The organism is Bradyrhizobium sp. DN3 (assembly GCF_041357655.1).
Taxonomy (GTDB): Bacteria; Pseudomonadota; Alphaproteobacteria; order Rhizobiales; family Xanthobacteraceae; genus Bradyrhizobium.
Map to the genome: position 1 here is coordinate 1 of NZ_JAULLN010000023.1, position 15,877 is coordinate 15,877.

General features: G+C 64.3%; 16 protein-coding genes. 10 read left to right on the forward strand and 6 right to left on the reverse strand.

Going from position 1 to position 15,877, the window contains the following annotated elements:
- Positions 1-279: 279 nt before the first annotated feature.
- A complete protein-coding gene (locus AAE027_RS29055) occupies positions 280-1,581 on the forward strand; it encodes an MFS transporter (RefSeq protein WP_370989373.1) in 1,302 nt (433 codons plus the stop codon).
- On the opposite strand, the gene AAE027_RS29060 is transcribed toward AAE027_RS29055, so the two are convergent.
- Positions 1,567-3,066 (reverse strand): glycosyl hydrolase family 79 N-terminal domain-containing protein, encoded by a 1,500-nt coding sequence (locus AAE027_RS29060; protein WP_370989374.1) that lies wholly within the window; start codon positions 3,064-3,066, stop codon positions 1,567-1,569. The genes AAE027_RS29055 and AAE027_RS29060 overlap by 15 nt on opposite strands.
- Before the next feature lie 440 nt (positions 3,067-3,506).
- On the opposite strand from AAE027_RS29060, the gene AAE027_RS29065 reads away from it, so the two are divergent.
- From AAE027_RS29065 to AAE027_RS29090, 6 genes are all read left to right on the forward strand, one after another.
- On the forward strand, positions 3,507-3,968 hold the full coding sequence (locus tag AAE027_RS29065) for an Hsp20 family protein (protein WP_370989375.1): 462 nt from the start codon (positions 3,507-3,509) through the stop codon (positions 3,966-3,968).
- Positions 3,969-4,048: 80 nt separating this feature from the next.
- Positions 4,049-4,540: an Hsp20/alpha crystallin family protein gene (locus AAE027_RS29070; protein ID WP_370989377.1), complete on the forward strand. Its 492-nt coding sequence runs from the start codon at positions 4,049-4,051 to the stop codon at positions 4,538-4,540.
- Positions 4,541-4,625: 85 nt separating this feature from the next.
- Positions 4,626-4,793 (forward strand): hypothetical protein, encoded by a 168-nt coding sequence (locus tag AAE027_RS29075; RefSeq protein WP_370989378.1) that lies wholly within the window; start codon positions 4,626-4,628, stop codon positions 4,791-4,793.
- 11 nt (positions 4,794-4,804) lie between these two features.
- Positions 4,805-5,095, forward strand: coding sequence for a S1C family serine protease (locus tag AAE027_RS29080; RefSeq protein ID WP_370989379.1), 291 nt, complete (start codon positions 4,805-4,807; stop codon positions 5,093-5,095).
- Between the two features lies 1 nt (position 5,096).
- Positions 5,097-5,894, forward strand: coding sequence for a fumarylacetoacetate hydrolase family protein (locus tag AAE027_RS29085; protein ID WP_370989380.1), 798 nt, complete (start codon positions 5,097-5,099; stop codon positions 5,892-5,894).
- A gap of 151 nt (positions 5,895-6,045) precedes the next feature.
- On the forward strand, positions 6,046-6,429 hold the full coding sequence (locus AAE027_RS29090; RefSeq protein WP_370989381.1) for a hypothetical protein: 384 nt from the start codon (positions 6,046-6,048) through the stop codon (positions 6,427-6,429).
- Positions 6,430-6,496: 67 nt separating this feature from the next.
- Here the strand turns inward: AAE027_RS29090 and AAE027_RS29095 are convergent, their stop codons facing one another.
- Entirely contained in the window at positions 6,497-7,348 is an 852-nt protein-coding gene (locus tag AAE027_RS29095; RefSeq protein WP_370989382.1) for an HpcH/HpaI aldolase/citrate lyase family protein, read from the reverse strand.
- Positions 7,348-7,800 (reverse strand): MaoC family dehydratase, encoded by a 453-nt coding sequence (locus AAE027_RS29100; protein WP_370989383.1) that lies wholly within the window; start codon positions 7,798-7,800, stop codon positions 7,348-7,350. The genes AAE027_RS29095 and AAE027_RS29100 overlap by 1 nt, the downstream gene beginning before the upstream one ends.
- Positions 7,801-8,088: 288 nt before the next feature.
- On the opposite strand from AAE027_RS29100, the gene AAE027_RS29105 reads away from it, so the two are divergent.
- Positions 8,089-9,255, forward strand: coding sequence for an acyl-CoA dehydrogenase family protein (locus AAE027_RS29105; RefSeq protein ID WP_130216610.1), 1,167 nt, complete (start codon positions 8,089-8,091; stop codon positions 9,253-9,255).
- A 99-nt stretch (positions 9,256-9,354) separates the two neighbouring features.
- On the opposite strand, the gene AAE027_RS29110 is transcribed toward AAE027_RS29105, so the two are convergent.
- The 3 genes from AAE027_RS29110 to AAE027_RS29120 are packed head-to-tail and all read right to left on the reverse strand — an operon-like array spanning position 9,355 to position 13,694.
- Positions 9,355-9,891, reverse strand: coding sequence for a hypothetical protein (locus AAE027_RS29110; RefSeq protein ID WP_370989384.1), 537 nt, complete (start codon positions 9,889-9,891; stop codon positions 9,355-9,357).
- 12 nt (positions 9,892-9,903) lie between these two features.
- Positions 9,904-11,220: a hypothetical protein gene (locus tag AAE027_RS29115; protein ID WP_370989385.1), complete on the reverse strand. Its 1,317-nt coding sequence runs from the start codon at positions 11,218-11,220 to the stop codon at positions 9,904-9,906.
- Between the two features lie 59 nt (positions 11,221-11,279).
- Complete coding sequence (locus AAE027_RS29120) at positions 11,280-13,694, reverse strand: hypothetical protein (protein WP_370989386.1); 2,415 nt, start codon at positions 13,692-13,694, stop codon at positions 11,280-11,282.
- A 514-nt stretch (positions 13,695-14,208) separates the two neighbouring features.
- Here AAE027_RS29120 and AAE027_RS29125 point away from each other — a divergent pair.
- Positions 14,209-14,901: an RNA polymerase sigma factor gene (locus tag AAE027_RS29125; RefSeq protein WP_370989387.1), complete on the forward strand. Its 693-nt coding sequence runs from the start codon at positions 14,209-14,211 to the stop codon at positions 14,899-14,901.
- Between the two features lie 143 nt (positions 14,902-15,044).
- Positions 15,045-15,869, forward strand: coding sequence for a flagellin (locus AAE027_RS29130; protein ID WP_091879725.1), 825 nt, complete (start codon positions 15,045-15,047; stop codon positions 15,867-15,869).
- Positions 15,870-15,877 lie beyond the last annotated feature (8 nt).

The following is a 15,877-nucleotide window of genomic DNA, read 5'->3' on the forward strand; positions in this document are numbered from 1 at the left end:
CACCAGTCTGGCACACCGATGCCGTTCGGGGGCCGTCCATCCCATCATTGCGAGCCAACGGGTCCGCGCGACGCGCGGCCCGATGACAGGCTCCGCAAAGCAATCCAGAATGTTTCCGCGGAGACAGTCTGGATTGCTTCGTCGCAAGGGCTCCTCGCAATGACGGGTGTGGGAGCAGAGTGCACAAGTCTCGCGCAGTCCTGTGAGAGCGAACATCCCGCAGGTTGCAACGGTCAGCCTGATTGGCCATGATGCCACCCGGGATCTTTGGGGCAGGGCATGCCGGCAGCAACGGGGCTCTCCGTCTCGGCGGAGAAATCGACGACGGCGCATGTGGTGTGGGCGAGCGCGCTTGGCACCGCGATCGAATGGTATGACTTCCTGATCTACGGCACTGCCGCGGCGCTCGTGTTCAACAAGCTGTTCTTCCCGAGCTTCGATCCCTTCGTCGGCACGCTCGTGGCGTTCTCGACCTATGCGGTCGGCTTCGTGGCGCGGCCGATCGGCGGCGCGATCATCGGGCATTACGGCGACCGGCTCGGCCGCAAGACCATGCTGGTCGCGACCATGATCGCGATGGGGCTCGGCACTTTCCTGATCGGCTGCCTGCCGACCTACAGCCAGATCGGCGTCTGGGCGCCGATCCTGCTCGTCTGCCTGCGCTTCATCCAGGGCATCGGGCTCGGGGGCGAATGGAGCGGCGCGGTGGTGATGGTGATCGAGCACGCCGGCAATCGCCGCGGCTTTTACGGCAGCCTGGTGCAGGTCGGCTTTCCCGTCGGCGTCGCCGCCTCGACCGGCATCTTCGGCCTGATGACGAAGCTGCCCGAGGCCGACTTCCTGAGCTGGGGTTGGCGCGTGCCGTTCCTGATCAGCATTCTGCTCGTCGGCATCGGCTTCATCGTGCGGCTCAAGCTCGCGGAAACGCCGCATTTCAAGGAGGTGGTCGAGCGCAAGGAGGTGCTGGCGCAGCCGGTGCTCGAGGTGCTGCGCCGCGACTGGCGCAGCTTTCTGCTGGCGATCGGCATCACGGTGTCGGAGGTCGGGCTCGCTTATCTCCTCACCGTCTTCACCGTGGTCTATGCCACGACGAAGCTCGGACTGCCGCGGCAGGTGATCCTCGACGCGGTCGTCTGTGCCGCCATCGTCGAGTTCGCGACGCTGCCGCTCGCGGGGTGGCTCTCCGACCTCTTCGGCCGCAAGGCGCTGTATCTCGCCGGCGGCGTGTTCTCGGTGGCGCTGGCGTTCCCGCTGTTCTGGTTCCTCGACACCAGGGAGCCGGCGCTGATCACGCTCGCGCTCGTCGTCACCATGACGCTGACCCATGCGCTGCTGTTCGGGCCGAAGGCCGCGTTCATGCCGGAACTGTTCCGCACCCAGGTGCGCTACAGCGGCGCCTCGCTCGGCGCCAACGTCGCGGCGGCATTGAGCGGCGGCTTCTCGCCGTTGATTGCGGCCGCGCTGCTGGCATGGGCCGGCTCGTACTGGGCGGTGTCGGTCTACATCATCGCGCTGTCGATCATCACGATCATCGCAACGCTGATGGCACCAGAGACGGCGCGCGAGTCACTGAAGTTCTGAGCGTCGCGGCAAGCAGGCGGGATTTGCCGCGTTCGGAATCACCAGGAAGGTGATGGTCGCTGGCGCAAGCCGGATTGCTCCCGCCGGCGTTGCCTGCGCCTCGAGCCTGGGCAGCATGCCATCGGCAGTCAGCGTGAGCGTCTTGCCGTTCAACTGCACGGTCGGGCCTTGGAGCCGCACCGCGTGCAGTGTGTACCGCTCGGCAGAATCCGAGAGCGTCAGCGGGTGCGTTGCGCTGCGCGAGGCGTTGATGGCGAGCAGCGACACCGCGCCCGCCATGGCCGGGTGGCAATGCGCGTAGAGATGAAGATCGGACGAAGCGGCCCTGCCTGCGTCGAGCACGATCGTTCCCATCAGCCCGCGCCAGAGCAGCGCAGCCCAGTAACTCGGCCGCGGCCGGAACGTTGCTTCGTCGAGCAGGCCGTAATCGCTGGCGGCCAGCGTATTGTGCATCACCACCTGGACGCCGGCCTTCGCCAGGCGTCCGAGCTGGTCGAGATAGCGGAAGGTGTCGAGAAAGGTCTGGTCCCATCGGCTGCCGCCGCAGGCCGCATCAGCCGTCTCGGTCAGCCAGATCGGCTTGCCCGGCTCGAAGGCATCGCGCAGGGCTTGGTAGGTCTTGAGTGTCGCATCCGTGCGCGCCAGCCATTCCTCCGAGAGCGCCTGCGCCGGATCATCGTGCCCGCCGCAGCGTGGCGAGATCGTGTTGTAGTGATGATAGGAGAAGCGATCGACGCCGGGTCCGGATGCGGCGAGCAGGTCGCGCGTTGTGATGGCCGCGCCGGATGGCGATGGTGCGTCGCCGGTCGAGCCTGGGCCGAGGATCAGCGTCTCCGGCGCGGCGCGCCGCATCCAGTCGCGGAAGATCTTGAAGTCGCGGCCATAGGCGGCCGCGTCATAGCCGGCCGGTGCACCGTTGGTCGCTGCGAGCGTCGGCTCGTTCATGAATTCGGCGGCGGCGATGCGGCCGCCCAGCGCGTGTGTGGTGTCGACCAGCTGCTGCGCCTGGTCCGGTTTCCACACGCCATCGGTATCGCGGCTGCCGGGACTGATCGCAAAAGAGGTGACGATCTCCGCATCGACCGCGCGCGCGAACTCGACGACGCCGCGCCACTGCGCACGGCTGAGCACGGAGTTGAATCCCGGCGGCGGCTTTCCCGGCGCGTCGGCAAAGAACGTCGCATTGGCCCAGGTTCCGCTGACGCGCAGATAGGCCGGCGACAAGGCGGCGGCGAGCAGGCGCAGGCGTGCATTGGCCAGATCGATCGGCGGTCTTGCGCTGTAACGATCCCGCTGGTCGAAGCCTCGTGCCGTTCGCGGATAGGGCTTCCAGAACCGTCCGCCCGTCACCTCCACCATCTCGATGTTGTAGGACTGAAAGCGCGTATCGACCGTTCCGACCGCCTTCAATTCCGCTGCCGCGACGGTGCCGTCGTCGACGCTCGCCGCGCACAACGTTGCGGCCGCGAGCAGCGCAATCGTCATCGCCCCTGCTGCTGCGCAAGCGGTCCGGCGCGTTCGGGAGCCTTGTCGATCATGCATGGTATTTCTTCATGCCCGCTGCGGGTCCACATGCATAAGGGCCCCCCGGCCCTTGCCTAAACCGACATTTCTATCTTCCTTTGACGTCGCCGTCGCCGCCGAGAGCTTCCGGGGCATCCGCACCGGGGCGCCTGGAGAACCCGTTGCGAGGGCCTGCTGGGACGAGCCCGACAGCCGACGATCAGCGCGGGTAGGGCGAAAAAATTTCTGGCAGCCCCCTTGAAATCGATATCCGTTTTTCTAGGTCGTTTTTTGCCGCGAGAGCGGTGTGCCGGATGCCAGAATCGGGTCCGGCACGGGCGCCGGGCTGGTCTTTTCGGACCCGTCTGAAACCCCCGCCTTGCGCTCCTTCGTATCCATCTTGCTCTTTGGAGGACTTGGTTATGAGGACCAATTTTGATTTCGCGCCTCTGTGGCGCTCCACCATCGGCTTCGACCACCTGGCCGACCTCGTCGACAGCACGCTGCGCCAGGCGACCGAGGACAACTATCCCCCCTACAACATCGAGCGTTCCGGTGAAGACCACTACCGGATCAGCCTTGCCGTGGCGGGGTTCGGCGTTAACGACATCGCGGTGACGGCCGAACAGAACGCGCTCACCATCGAGGGCAAGAAGCCCGAGACTGCTGCGCGCGAATACCTGTACCAGGGCATTGCCGCCCGCCCCTTCAGGCGCGTGTTCAATCTCGCCGACTATGTTCAGGTGAAGCAGGCCTCGTTCCAGGACGGGCTCCTGATCATCGACCTCGTCCGCGAGGTTCCGGAAGCCATGAAGCCGCGCCGGATCGAGATCGCGAGCTGCACATCTCCTACGTCGCAGATCGAGCAGGAGAAAGCAGCTTAGGCTCGTCCAAAGCGTTGTCTTGGAGCGTGGACGGCATGTGGCCTCCGCGCTCCCGAGACCGTTGAATGAAGGAGAACACCATGGCTATTCGCGATCTTATTCCCTGGTCGAGAAACCAGGAGCTTGTGCAGGCGCGCGGCAGCTACGATCCGTTCATGACGCTGCATCGCGAGATGAACCGTCTGTTCGACGATATGTTCCGGGGCTTCGGCGGACCCGGCCTGTCGCCGCTCATGGAGGGGCGCTTCGGCTGGCCCAAGATCGAGCTCAGCGACACCGACAAGACGCTGACGATCTCGGCGGAGCTGCCCGGGATGACGGAGAAGGACGTCCAGATCGAAATCGCCAGGGGCGTCCTGACGATCCGCGGCGAGAAGAAGGATGAGCGCAAGCACGAAGGCAAATACTTCACCGAGCGCTACTACGGCGCCTTCGAGCGGCAGATTCCGCTTGAGGACGTCGATGAAGACAAGGCAGAGGCATCGTTTAAGGACGGGGTCCTGACCGTATCGCTGCCGAAGTCGGAGAAGGCACGCGAAGGCGTCAAGCGCATCGCAATCAATACGCATTAGCAACCACGGGCGGCGCCGGTCGGCGCCGCCGTCCATCGTCAACAAACCCGCCCCTTGGAAAGGAGCATGAGGGGAGGCACGACCGATGACCAACGTGAATACCAATGCCGGCGCTCTCAACCCGCTGTTTCATCCCGCTGCCCATTACGACTCACCTGCCGACGTCCTGAATGCTGAGGAGCTCTCCACACCGGAGAAACGGATCATCCTCTCGTCCGGGTCATCGTCGATGCCCAGCGCGGCTACGTACTGACCAACAATCACGTGGTCGAAGGTACCTCCGCCGTTCAGATCACCACCAAGGACGGCCGGCAGTTTTCCGCCAAAGTCATCGGCCGTGATCCGCCGACGGATGTCGCGGTGCTCCAGATCCAGAACCCGGCCGGGCTCAAGGCGCTTTCCTTCGGCGACAGCGACGCGCTCGAAGTCGGGGATTTCGTGCTTGCGATCGGCAACCAGTCGCCGCGCCGATCAGTGTTGCTGGCATACCAAATATCGATTATCAGCCAGATCGGCGCGCATGACGCCGCCCAAGAAGGCGAAGGGAGCACCTGAGATGAAGAGGACCTCACCCACGCGACGCGATCTGCTCGCAACCGCCGCGGTCGCGACCGCGGCCACCATGGCGAACGTCGCACCGGCCGCCGCGCAGGCCGGGCCCAAGCCGATCTTCCCGGTGCCGATGGTGACGATCCCGATCGTCGGCGAGACTCAAGTGTTCCAGGTCCGCCGCATCTACTGCATCGGCCGCAACTACGCGGCGCATGCGATCGAGCGCGGCTCGGATCCGAACCGCGAGCCGCCGTTCTTCTTCCAGAAGCCGACCGACGCGATCCAGAACGTCGCGATCGGCGAGGTCGCCGATCATCCCTATCCGTCGCTGACCAAGAACTATCATCATGAGGTCGAGCTGGTCGCGGCGCTGAAATCCGGCGGCACCAACATTCCCGTCGAGAAGGCGCTCGACCATGTCTACGGTTATGCGCTCGGTCTCGATATGACCCGGCGCGATCTCCAGAACGGCATGGCCACGGAGAAGAAGCCCTGGGAGATCGGCAAGAGCTTTGATCATGCTGCCGTGCTCGGTCCGATTCATCCGGCAAGCAAGACCGGCCATTTCGAGAAGGGTGCGATCTCGCTGGCGGTGAACGGCACCGTGCGACAGAACTCCGATCTCAGCAAGATGATCTGGAGCGTCGCCGAGCAGATCGCAAAGCTGTCGGAAGCGTTCGAACTGAAGGCCGGCGACATCATCTATTCCGGCACGCCGGAGAATGTCGGCCCGGTGGTGAAGGGCGACGTGCTCGTGTGCAAGCTCGAGGGCCTCCCGGACATGTCGATCAAGATCGTGTAACAGTTGCGCTGAGTGGCCGGCTTACAACCCCGGTTGAGGGCGCAAGCTGGAAACAGCGAGTTCCATGGTCGATTGCCCCTTGTTGGCCGGCAAGCGAACTTCGTACGGCCATATTTGAGCAGGAGTGATCTCCCGCGAGGGAGGCACTCCGATGAACAAGGCTCTGATCACCGCCATTGCAATGCTGGCTTGCGTGCCCGCGAGCGCAGTTGCGCAGGAGCGCGCGGGCGATGCAGCGCTCGGCGCCTTGTCCGGTGCGGTCGTGCTGGGCCCGGTCGGGGCCGTCGCCGGAGCTTTGGTCGGCTACACGGCTGGACCTTCGATCGCCCGGTCCTGGGGCATGAGAGGTTCGCAGTCGGCAAGGCACCGCCAGCCGCCGCGTCGCGCGGCCGCGACCCGCGTTCCAGCGCCCACGCGCGAGGCGATGGCTGCCAACGGCCAGATGAGAGCTGCCGGCAATCCGACCCCGCCGGTTCAAGCCGCGCCCCCCGTACCGCCGCAAACCTCGACGCCGCCCGTTCAGGGATTCGACTGAGGCCGATCGATAGTCCGCGCAATCAGCGCGGCTTGGCGAACGATCATGGCGAGGCCTGCGTCCTGATCTAGGCTTGGCCGAGGATTTTCTTCGCGGCGCGAAGATGCGGCTTGTCGATCATCTGACCGTCGAGGCGCAGCGTGCCGGAATTGGGATTGCTCGCGAACGCGGCGATCACCCTCGTAGCCCATGTGCGCTCAGCGTCGGTCGGCTCGAAGGCCGCGTTGACGACATCGACATGCTTGGGATGGATCAACGCCTTGGCCGAAAAACCGTCGCGCCGTGCCGCGCGCGTTTCGGCTTCGAGGCCGGCGAGATTGTCGATGTCGGTGTAGACGGTGTCGATCGGCGCGACCTCGGCCGCCGCCGCCGCCATCAGGCAGAGATCGCGCGCGAGCCGATAGGGGCTGTGGAACACGCCGCCCGACGCCTTCTCGGTGGCGCCGAGCGAGGCCGAGAGGTCTTCCGCGCCCCACATCAGGCCGGCGAGGCGCGGGGAGCATCCCTTGTAGCTGCCGAGGCCGAAGATCGAGCCCGCGGTCTCCGTCGCGACGCAGACGATACGCGTCGTGCCGATCGTGATGCCAGACGCCGCCTCGAACGCTTCGAGCCAGGTCGCCACCTGCCGTACGTCGTCGCCGCCTTGCGATTTCGGCAGCACGATGCCGTCGGGCTTGCCCGGCATCACGGCGGCGAGATCGGCGAGCGTCATGCCGGTGTCGAGCGCGTTGACGCGGACGTAGAGCTGATGCGGGCCGCGAGAGCTCTTCAGCATCGCCAGCGTCAACCCGCGCGCTTCGTCCTTCTTCTCGATGACGACGGAGTCCTCGAGATCGATGATCAGCGCGTCGGCCTTGCCTTCGCTCGCCTTCTCGAATTTGCGCGGGGAATCACCCGGCACGAACAGCATCGAACGCATCAGACTGGCCTCTTGTGCATCATCGCCATGCGCCGGCATTTGCCGACGACATCGTCGTTCTGGTTAAGAGCGTGGTGCTCGAACTCGACGATGCCCGCCCTGGGGCGCGATTTCGATTCCCGCAACGAAAGCACCTTCGTCGTTGCCCGTAACGTATCGCCATGGAAGACAGGCTTTGGAAAAGTGACGTCGGTCATGCCGAGATTGGCAACGGTAGTCCCCAGGGTCGTATCATAGACCGTCATGCCGATCATGATGCCGAGGGTGTAAAGGCTGTTGAAAATGCGCTGGCCGAATTCGGTCTTTTCGGAGAAATGCGCGTCGATGTGCAGCGGCTGGGGGTTGAGTGTCAGCAGGCTGAACATGGTGTTGTCCATCTCCGTGACGGTCCGGGTCAGCGGATGCCTGAACTCCTGGCCCACGGAAAAGTCCTCGAAATAAAGTCCGGTCATCGCGGTTTCCCTCCCTGCGAAATAACAGCGCGCTCGCACAGTCGCGCCGCATGACCCTATGCATGGTACACACAGTTGGCAGACAAATTCACGTATCTGTATTCAGTTTTTCGAGCTAAAGAACGCAACCGAGGGAACGTCCGGGTAGAAATTGGCCATAGCCTTTTGGGTGGGTCACGCGAAGAGAAGAGAGATTGCGCGCGGTCGCGGCTTCCACGGTCATTTTCTGGCTCGCCTCAAAGATCGGGCACGTGAGTCGCCGCTGCTCCCAATAAGGAGATCAAGAACATGGATTTCGCGCTCACCGATCAGCAGGAAGCCATTCGCGACGCCATCGCCAAGATCTGCGAAGGCTTCCCCGATGCCTATTGGCTGAAGAAGGACCACGACGGCGGCTTCCCGCACGACTTCCACAAGGCGCTGGCCGATGCCGGCTGGCTCGGCATCTGCGTGCCGGAGGAGTATGGCGGCTCCGGGCTCGGAATCACGGAAGCCGCGATCATGATGCGCACGATCGCCGAATCCGGTGCCGGCATGTCCGGCGCGTCCGCGGTGCACATCAACGTGTTCGGGCTCAATCCCGTCGTCGTATTCGGCACCGAGGAGCAGCGCAAGCGCATGCTGCCGCCGATGGTCGAGGGCCGCGAGAAGGCGTGCTTCGCCGTCACCGAGCCCAACACCGGCCTCAACACCACCCAGCTCAAGACCCGCGCGGTCGCCAAGAACGACCGCTACATCGTAAACGGCCAGAAGGTGTGGATCTCGACCGCGCAGGTCGCGCACAAGATCCTGCTGCTGGCGCGCACCACGCCGCTGGAAGAGGTACGCTCGCCGACCCACGGCCTCAGCCTGTTCTACACCGATTTCGACCGCAACAGGATCAAGGTCCACGAGATCGAGAAGATGGGCCGCAAGATCGTCGATTCCAACGAGCTGTTCTTCGAGGACTTTGAAATTCCGATGGAGGATCGGATCGGCGAGGAAGGCAAGGGCTTCCAGTACATCCTCGAAGGCATGAACCCGGAGCGTATCCTGATCGCGGCGGAAGCCGTGGGCCTCGGCAAGCTCGCGCTGTCGCGCGCGACCGAGTACGCCAAGACGCGCGTGGTGTTCAACCGCCCGATCGGCAAGAACCAGGGCATCCAGCATCCGCTGGCGGTGAACTGGGTCGAGCTCGAGGCGGCCTGGCTGATGGTGATGTCGGCGGCCTGGCAATACGACAAGGGCATGCCCTGCGGCGCCGCAGCTAATGCGGCAAAGTATCTCGCCGGCGAAGCCGGCTTCTCGGCTTGCGAGCAGGCGGTGATGACCCATGGCGGCTTTGGTTACGCCAAGGAATTCCACGTCGAGCGGTACCTGCGCGAGATCCTGATCCCACGCATCGCGCCGGTCAGCCCGCAGCTTGCGCTCAGCTTCATCGCAGAAAAAGTGCTTGGCCTCGCCAAGTCCTATTGATCTGCGGATTGTCCGGCAGGATCTGCGATGTCCGGAGAGACCTCGCTGATCGATCCAACTGACGGCTGTTGATGCAGCTGCGTGGCTTCGCGAGATAACTCAATTCATCATCGCAAGCGTCGGGCGCTGGCTCTCGCCGGACCCGATGATCCCAGGCAGATCCGCCGCCTCGCCGGCGATCATGCCCGACATCTGCCAGAACAGATGGGCGAGGCGCGAGAACACCAGCCGCTCGCGCTCGGCACGAACGGTGCCATCGGGGATGGTCACGGTTTCCAGGCCGACGACCTTCTTGAAATCCGGCCAGATCGTCATCGACTGCGCGATCACGGAGTAGCAGCGTGGATCCTCGTCGCTCTCGTCGGGCGCGGGTGGCAGGCCCGGATATTGCGTCGGCGCGGCGTAGAATTTGTAGGCGCCATAGCCGAGCTGGAGCAGGAATTTTTCGGAGATGGCTGCGTCGGCGGCAAAGGAGACCAGGCGGGCTTCGCTCAGCATGTCCGGGTCGATCGCGCCGAGGTCCGATGCGCGGAGCGCCGAGCAGAAGGCGAGCTCGCGATTGTGCTCGCGGAGCAGATTGGCCAGCGGCTGCTGCTGTTGCACGGTGTCGGTGAGCAGGATGATGGTCTTGAGCATCTGGGATGTTCCTCAGGGAAAGAGGTGGCGTGCGGTCGTGACCGCGTCGTCGGAAGCACAGGTGGCGAAGAAATCGTTGGCGATGCGATGTCCCGGCGCGATCTCCAGGATGCGGTAACGGGCCAAGCCAGCGGCTTCGCGTACGGCGCCGACGTCCTCCTGCCAGGCGCAGAGCGACAGCTCCAGCCGGCCGTAGCCGCCGCAATCGGCGGCATAAGCGCCCGTCACAGCCTCAACGGTGGCGGCCACCGCGCCGGCATCGCTGGTGGAAATGTCGCGCAGGATCACGGCGATGCCGTTGCCGGCTTCGGGTTTCGAGGTCATGACCATGAAGGCGTCACGCGCGCCGGTGCGGCCGGCGCGGCGGGCCGTGCGCACGATGCCTGCAAAGCCAGGATCGGGGCCGAGCTCGAGTGTCGTCGTCTGCTGGTCGTGCAGGATCGTGGCCCGCATCGCACTGAGGTCGCCGTTCAGCGCGTGATAGGACCGCGGCAGCCATACGGTGTCGAGCGGCACCTGTGACGACGTCAGGCTCCAGGCCTGGTCCAACAGATAGCCCTCCCAGATCGCGGGATAGGAGGCGGCAAGCTGTTGCCATGTGCGAAGCAGCCGCTCCGCATCGGCGGAGCGGCCGAGATAGAGCGTGCGCGCCGACATCTCCCACCGATTCCACTTGTGGAGCGCCACGTCGCAGCCGAGGAAGGAGGGCAGCAGCGGCGCTTCGCGCAAGGCCGCCTCGGCGTCGACGTACAGCAGCGGCTCGCGATATTTGTTCCACATCCGCACAATGAACTCCGCCTTCTCGAAGCAGAGGATGCGGTCGTCGAACTCCGTCTCGACCGGCTCGATATGGCAATCGAGGTGCAGGCGTTCGACCGATTGGCGGAGGCGTAGGGGCGCCGCCTCGTCGCTGCCGCGCGGATAGCAGGAGATGATCCGCGGCCGGAGCGTGCAGGCGTCGGCCGTGACGAGGAATTTCGACCAGCCGATGCCGCCCCACCACATCTCGTGCGGGCCGTCCGCGCCGCAGGGGCCGACGGTGCCGAATTCGGTCAGCTTGGACTTGAGGAAATCGAAGCCGGGATTCTCGCTTCTGGGAATGACGACGGCGCAAGCGGGATTGAGCGCGCGGTAGAGCAGCTCGGCTGCCGCGCCGCTCGGCGGCTCCTCGAGGATCATGACACCGTTGCGCCCGTCCGGGACGCCGTCGAGCGTCGGCGCACCGTACTGACCGACGAGCCAGGCCAGCCGGTCGCGCTGGGTCCGGCCGAGCCGGATGCCGCCGGATTGCAGCAGCCGATCAAGATTCGCGTGTGTCTCGTCCGTCAATTGCGTGCCCCCTCGTAAGCCCTTGGACTTCAACGCTTGGGGCGGCGCGATCAGGCGGACTATTTCGGGCTGGCGGCGAGCGATGTGATCGCAATGGAATAGATCGCGATCTCCTGCGTCATCGGGAGGACCGGAATCAGCAGGCAGCCGTCCTCGGTCTCGGTGCGATAGTGGCCGCCGGTCCGCTGCACGCCGGCATAGACCAGGACATCGGCCGCAATGCCGATGACGTCCTGGCTGCCGGCGGCATCGCGAACATCCTCGCCGTGCTGCACGGTCATGCCATGAAGGAGGCCCTCGGGCGCGAATTTTGCCAGCGGCAGGGCGATCACGGCGATTGCCATGGTGCGGGCCAAGGGAACGCGCAGGCGCAGCTCGCCGAGCCCGTTGCGATGGATGGTCACGCTCTCCATCGTTGCACTCCCGTCGGCACGGAACAGGCCGACCTGAACCCGCTCGCAGGGCCTTTCCTCGAACACGTCTGCGGGCAGGCGGTTGGCACCGAACAGCACATAGAGATAGCCGTAGGACGGTGACAGGGCGGCAAAGCTGCCGGCGAGCCACATCGGTGGCGCAGCCGCGGTGCAGGCGGCCGAGAGCCCGCGGGCGGTGATCTGATCGCGTACGAATTGCTTGTCGAGCAACGGCGCGAGCGCATGGGTGCCGAGATTGACGTCGTGCTTCAACGTGCCGAGCAGCGCCAGCTCGTCATCGTCAGGCAGCAGCAGGAGCCGTGCCAGCGTCGCCGCGCACCAGCGCGCGGCGACGTCGGGTGCAGCGTGAGGATCGAGGCGGTAGTTGCGCGCGATCTCGCCTGCACTCGCCGCGAAAGCCAGCGCGCCGGCCTGGATCTCCGCGGCGAGCGCCACCTGCTCGGCGGGACGTGGATTGATCTCGCGCAGCACCGCGCCGCGGTCGTAGTCGCGCACCGAGCCGTCGGCGGCGCAGCAGGCCTGCTCCAGCAACGCGACGTTGCGGATCAGCATGCGTTTGACATGCGGTGTGACCACGAGATCGGAGATGAAGCCGGCCGCGCTGTCCTCCTCAGTGAGGTCGTCGAAGGCGTCGTCGAGCGTCATCAGATAGGCGCCGTGGAGGCGTATCTTGATGCCTTCCAAATCGAAGACGCGGCGCAGCGCCTTTTGCACGCTGCCGGAATAGCCGAGATCGGCGAGGACGAGATCGGTGCAATCGTCGAAGCCGGGGATGGCATGGCGGAGATAGGCGAGCAGCCGGGCGCGCAGGCCCGCGCCGAGCGCGACGATCTCGGCCGGATCCATCAGTCCGGGAAGCGCCTCGGCGAGCTCTTCGCCGGAGGCGATGCCAACGGGACAGCCGGCGAAGAACGCTGCCACCTTCGGCGGCATGATCTTGAGCATGTCGTGGAAGGTCGGTGCGTCGATCTTGAAGACCTTGCCGAGAAGATCGACCAGCGGCTGCATCGTGTCGGCCGAAGCGATCAGGCTGACGCGGCGGTTGATCTCGAGATAGGATGCCGTCCCGCCATGCAGATCCTGCCAGATCCGGTGCGACAGGAAGCCGTCGCGGCCGAGAAAGCCGAGGGCGACCTGCCGGCCGTGGCCCGCAAGGTCTTCGCAGCGCCGCGCCACGAAAGCGTCGAATGCCGCCATCACGGGGCCTAGAACGGTCAGACCCAGATGGAAGGCTGGAGACCTCTCGACACTGCGGTTGGTGACGACGCGCCGCAGCGTTCGCGCGCCGTGATCGAGCCGCGATGGCGCGCCCGTGCACAGCAGCTCGAACAATGCCGTCTCGCGCTGAAACTTCGAAGCCAATTGCGCGGTCGCCTGCGGATAATAGCGGGGGTGGATGCCGTGGCGCTTGGCGCCCTTGATGTCGGCCTTGTCGCTGTCGCCGACATGGAAGGAGGAGGCGGCGTCGATACCCTGCTCGGAGAGATATGTGGCGAACAGTGTTTCGCTCTTGCTGCTGCCATGGTCGCAGGACGCATAGAGGAAGTCCCATGTCAGTCCGGGACGGCAAGCCCGCAGCAAATGGCCCAGCCGCTCGGAATCCCAATACGTGTCGGAGATGAATCCGACGTGATTGCCGGCGCGCTTCATGTCCAGATATTGCCTGATCATGTCGGGATTGGCGCGGCAGAGCTCGAGTTCGGCGGCGAACTCGGCCTCGACCAGATCGTTCAGGTCGCCGCGTGAAAGGCCGAACAGCCTGAACGGAAAATAGGAATAGATCTCGGCGATGTGCACTTCGCTAGCACCGCGCTTCTCCTTCGCCGTTCGGCGCGCGCGCGATTCGGCCTGGATTCGATGCTGAACGAAACTCGTGGAAACATTCGGACGAGATCTTGAAATGTCCAAAAGCTCGTAAGTCCTTTCAAATACGCCATCCGGCGTCGTGCAGGCGCGCAGCAGAAACGTATCGAAAACATCGAATGACCAAGCAGAAACAATTTGCGCACGGCGCTCTGCGCCGGCCGTCGCTAACTTCATGCTGCAATTCCCCGTCCACCAACACGATTAACGTGCGCATGCGTGGAGTCAGGCGCTACGAATGCGAAAAAAATTCACGCGCGATTCAAAATCGCGCTCGTCGCGACTGACAGATTCAAAAAAATCGCTAGGTTCGAAAAAGGTGATTCGGAAAAAATTGCCGAGTGCAGAAGTCGTCGCGCGTTCATTCACACTCGGAAACGATCGCTTCTTTCACGCGCTGCGCGCGTGTCGCGTGCGATCACCTAGTGCCGCGTAATGTCAGCGTTTTCTTACCGCTACATCTGTTCAGGATGGATGATCCGCCATGGCGCGAGACGATGTGATGATTGCAGGATTGACGCGCGCACTTCGCGCACAGTCGGCAATTATTGCCCGATACTCGGCAAAAGTGACCTGCTAACATCTTGAAAAACAACAAAAATTCTCCGCCTGGATTGTTTGGGCCCCGCGTTCAACGCCTGGAAGCCGTGTGGCATGTGCGCCGCCGGCATTGCGGGTTGGAGGTTGCGGGATGAGTTACGCTGCTGATGTCATGGCTCCCGCCGAGGCCGAGATCACGGGGCCGGCCGATGCGGTCATGCCGTTGACGCCGTCGGTGCCGCTCGCGCCTGACAGCTCGCCTGATACCGCCGATGTCGTCTTCGACGAGGACAGCGAACTGCTGGATAGGCTAGCGGCCGGCGACGAAGCCGCGTTCCGCATGCTGGTCGAGCGCCATATCGATCGCGCTTACGCGATCGCGCTGCGCATCGTCGGCAACGCTGCGGACGCCGAGGACGTGGTGCAGGACACTATGCTCAAGATCTGGAGCCATCGCGGACGCTGGCAGCACGGCCGCGCCAAATTCTCGACCTGGCTCTACCGCGTCATCTCCAACCGCTGCATCGATCTCCGGCGCAAGCCGCGCAACGAGAATGTCGAGACGGTGCCGGAAGTCGCCGACGCCCAGCCCGGCGCCGTCGAAATCATCGAGCGCAACGAGCTGAACGACATGTTGGAGCTCGCGATGCAGCGCCTGCCCGAGCAGCAGCGCATCGCGGTGATCCTGTCGTACCACGAGAACATGAGCAACGGCGAGATCGCGCAGGTGATGGACACCACGGTGGCTGCGGTGGAGTCGCTGCTCAAGCGCGGCCGGCAGCAGCTCCGCCAGCTCCTGCGCAAGCACGAGCGCGACATCCGCACCGCGTTTACCGACTGCTAACCATAAAAATTGCCTCGCGAAAAATTTCGCGCCTGATCTCCCAGCGCTCCGTCGTTTGAGCGAACGGACGGGGCTGCGGTCCGCGTCGTCGTAAGTCGATTTCAACGATGCGGCACGCTTGCCCATCAGCACAGGAGCTTCCAATGCCCGCAATCAATACCAATACCGCCGCCAATGCCGCGGTCCGCTACCTCAACATCAACTCCTCGCAGGAAACCAGCTCGCTCTCGAAGCTGTCGAGCGGTTCGCGCATCACGTCTGCGTCCGACGATGCCGCCGGCCTTGCGATCTCCACCCGCATCTCCTCGGACGTCACCACCTTGCAGCAGGCCGCGACCAACGCCTCGCAGGCCACCGCGATCCTCCAGACCGCGGATGGCGGCGCCTCGAACATCTCCGACATCCTGGCGCGCATGAAGTCGCTGGCTTCCGAATCCGCTTCGGGAACCACGACCGACTCCAGCCGCGCCTATATCAACTCGGAGTTCACGCAGCTCACGAGCGAAATCGATTCGATCGCCTCCGGCACTCGCTACTCCAGCCAGAGCCTGCTCGATGGCTCGAGCGTGTTCGCCTCCGGCGTTTCGGTGCTGGTCGGCTCCTCGGGCTCGGACACCATCACGATCACGCTCACGAGCCTCACGGCCTCTTCGCTCGGCGTGTCCTCGCTCGACGTCAGCACGCTGTCGGATGCGACCTCGGCGTTGACCGCGCTGGATACGGCGATCGACACGGTCTCCGCGGCCCGCGCCAGCATCGGCGCCCAGGAGTCGCGGTTTAACTTCAGCGCGGACTCGATCTCGACCCAGACCCAGAACCTGCAATCCGCAAACTCGGCCATCAAGGACGTCGACATCGCGGCCGAACAATCCAAGCTCTCCTCCGCGGAAGTGAAGACCCAGGCTGCCGTCTCGGCGCTCGCCGCGGCGAACCAGATGCCGCAGTACCTGCTCAAGCTGCTGGGCTGATGAAAACC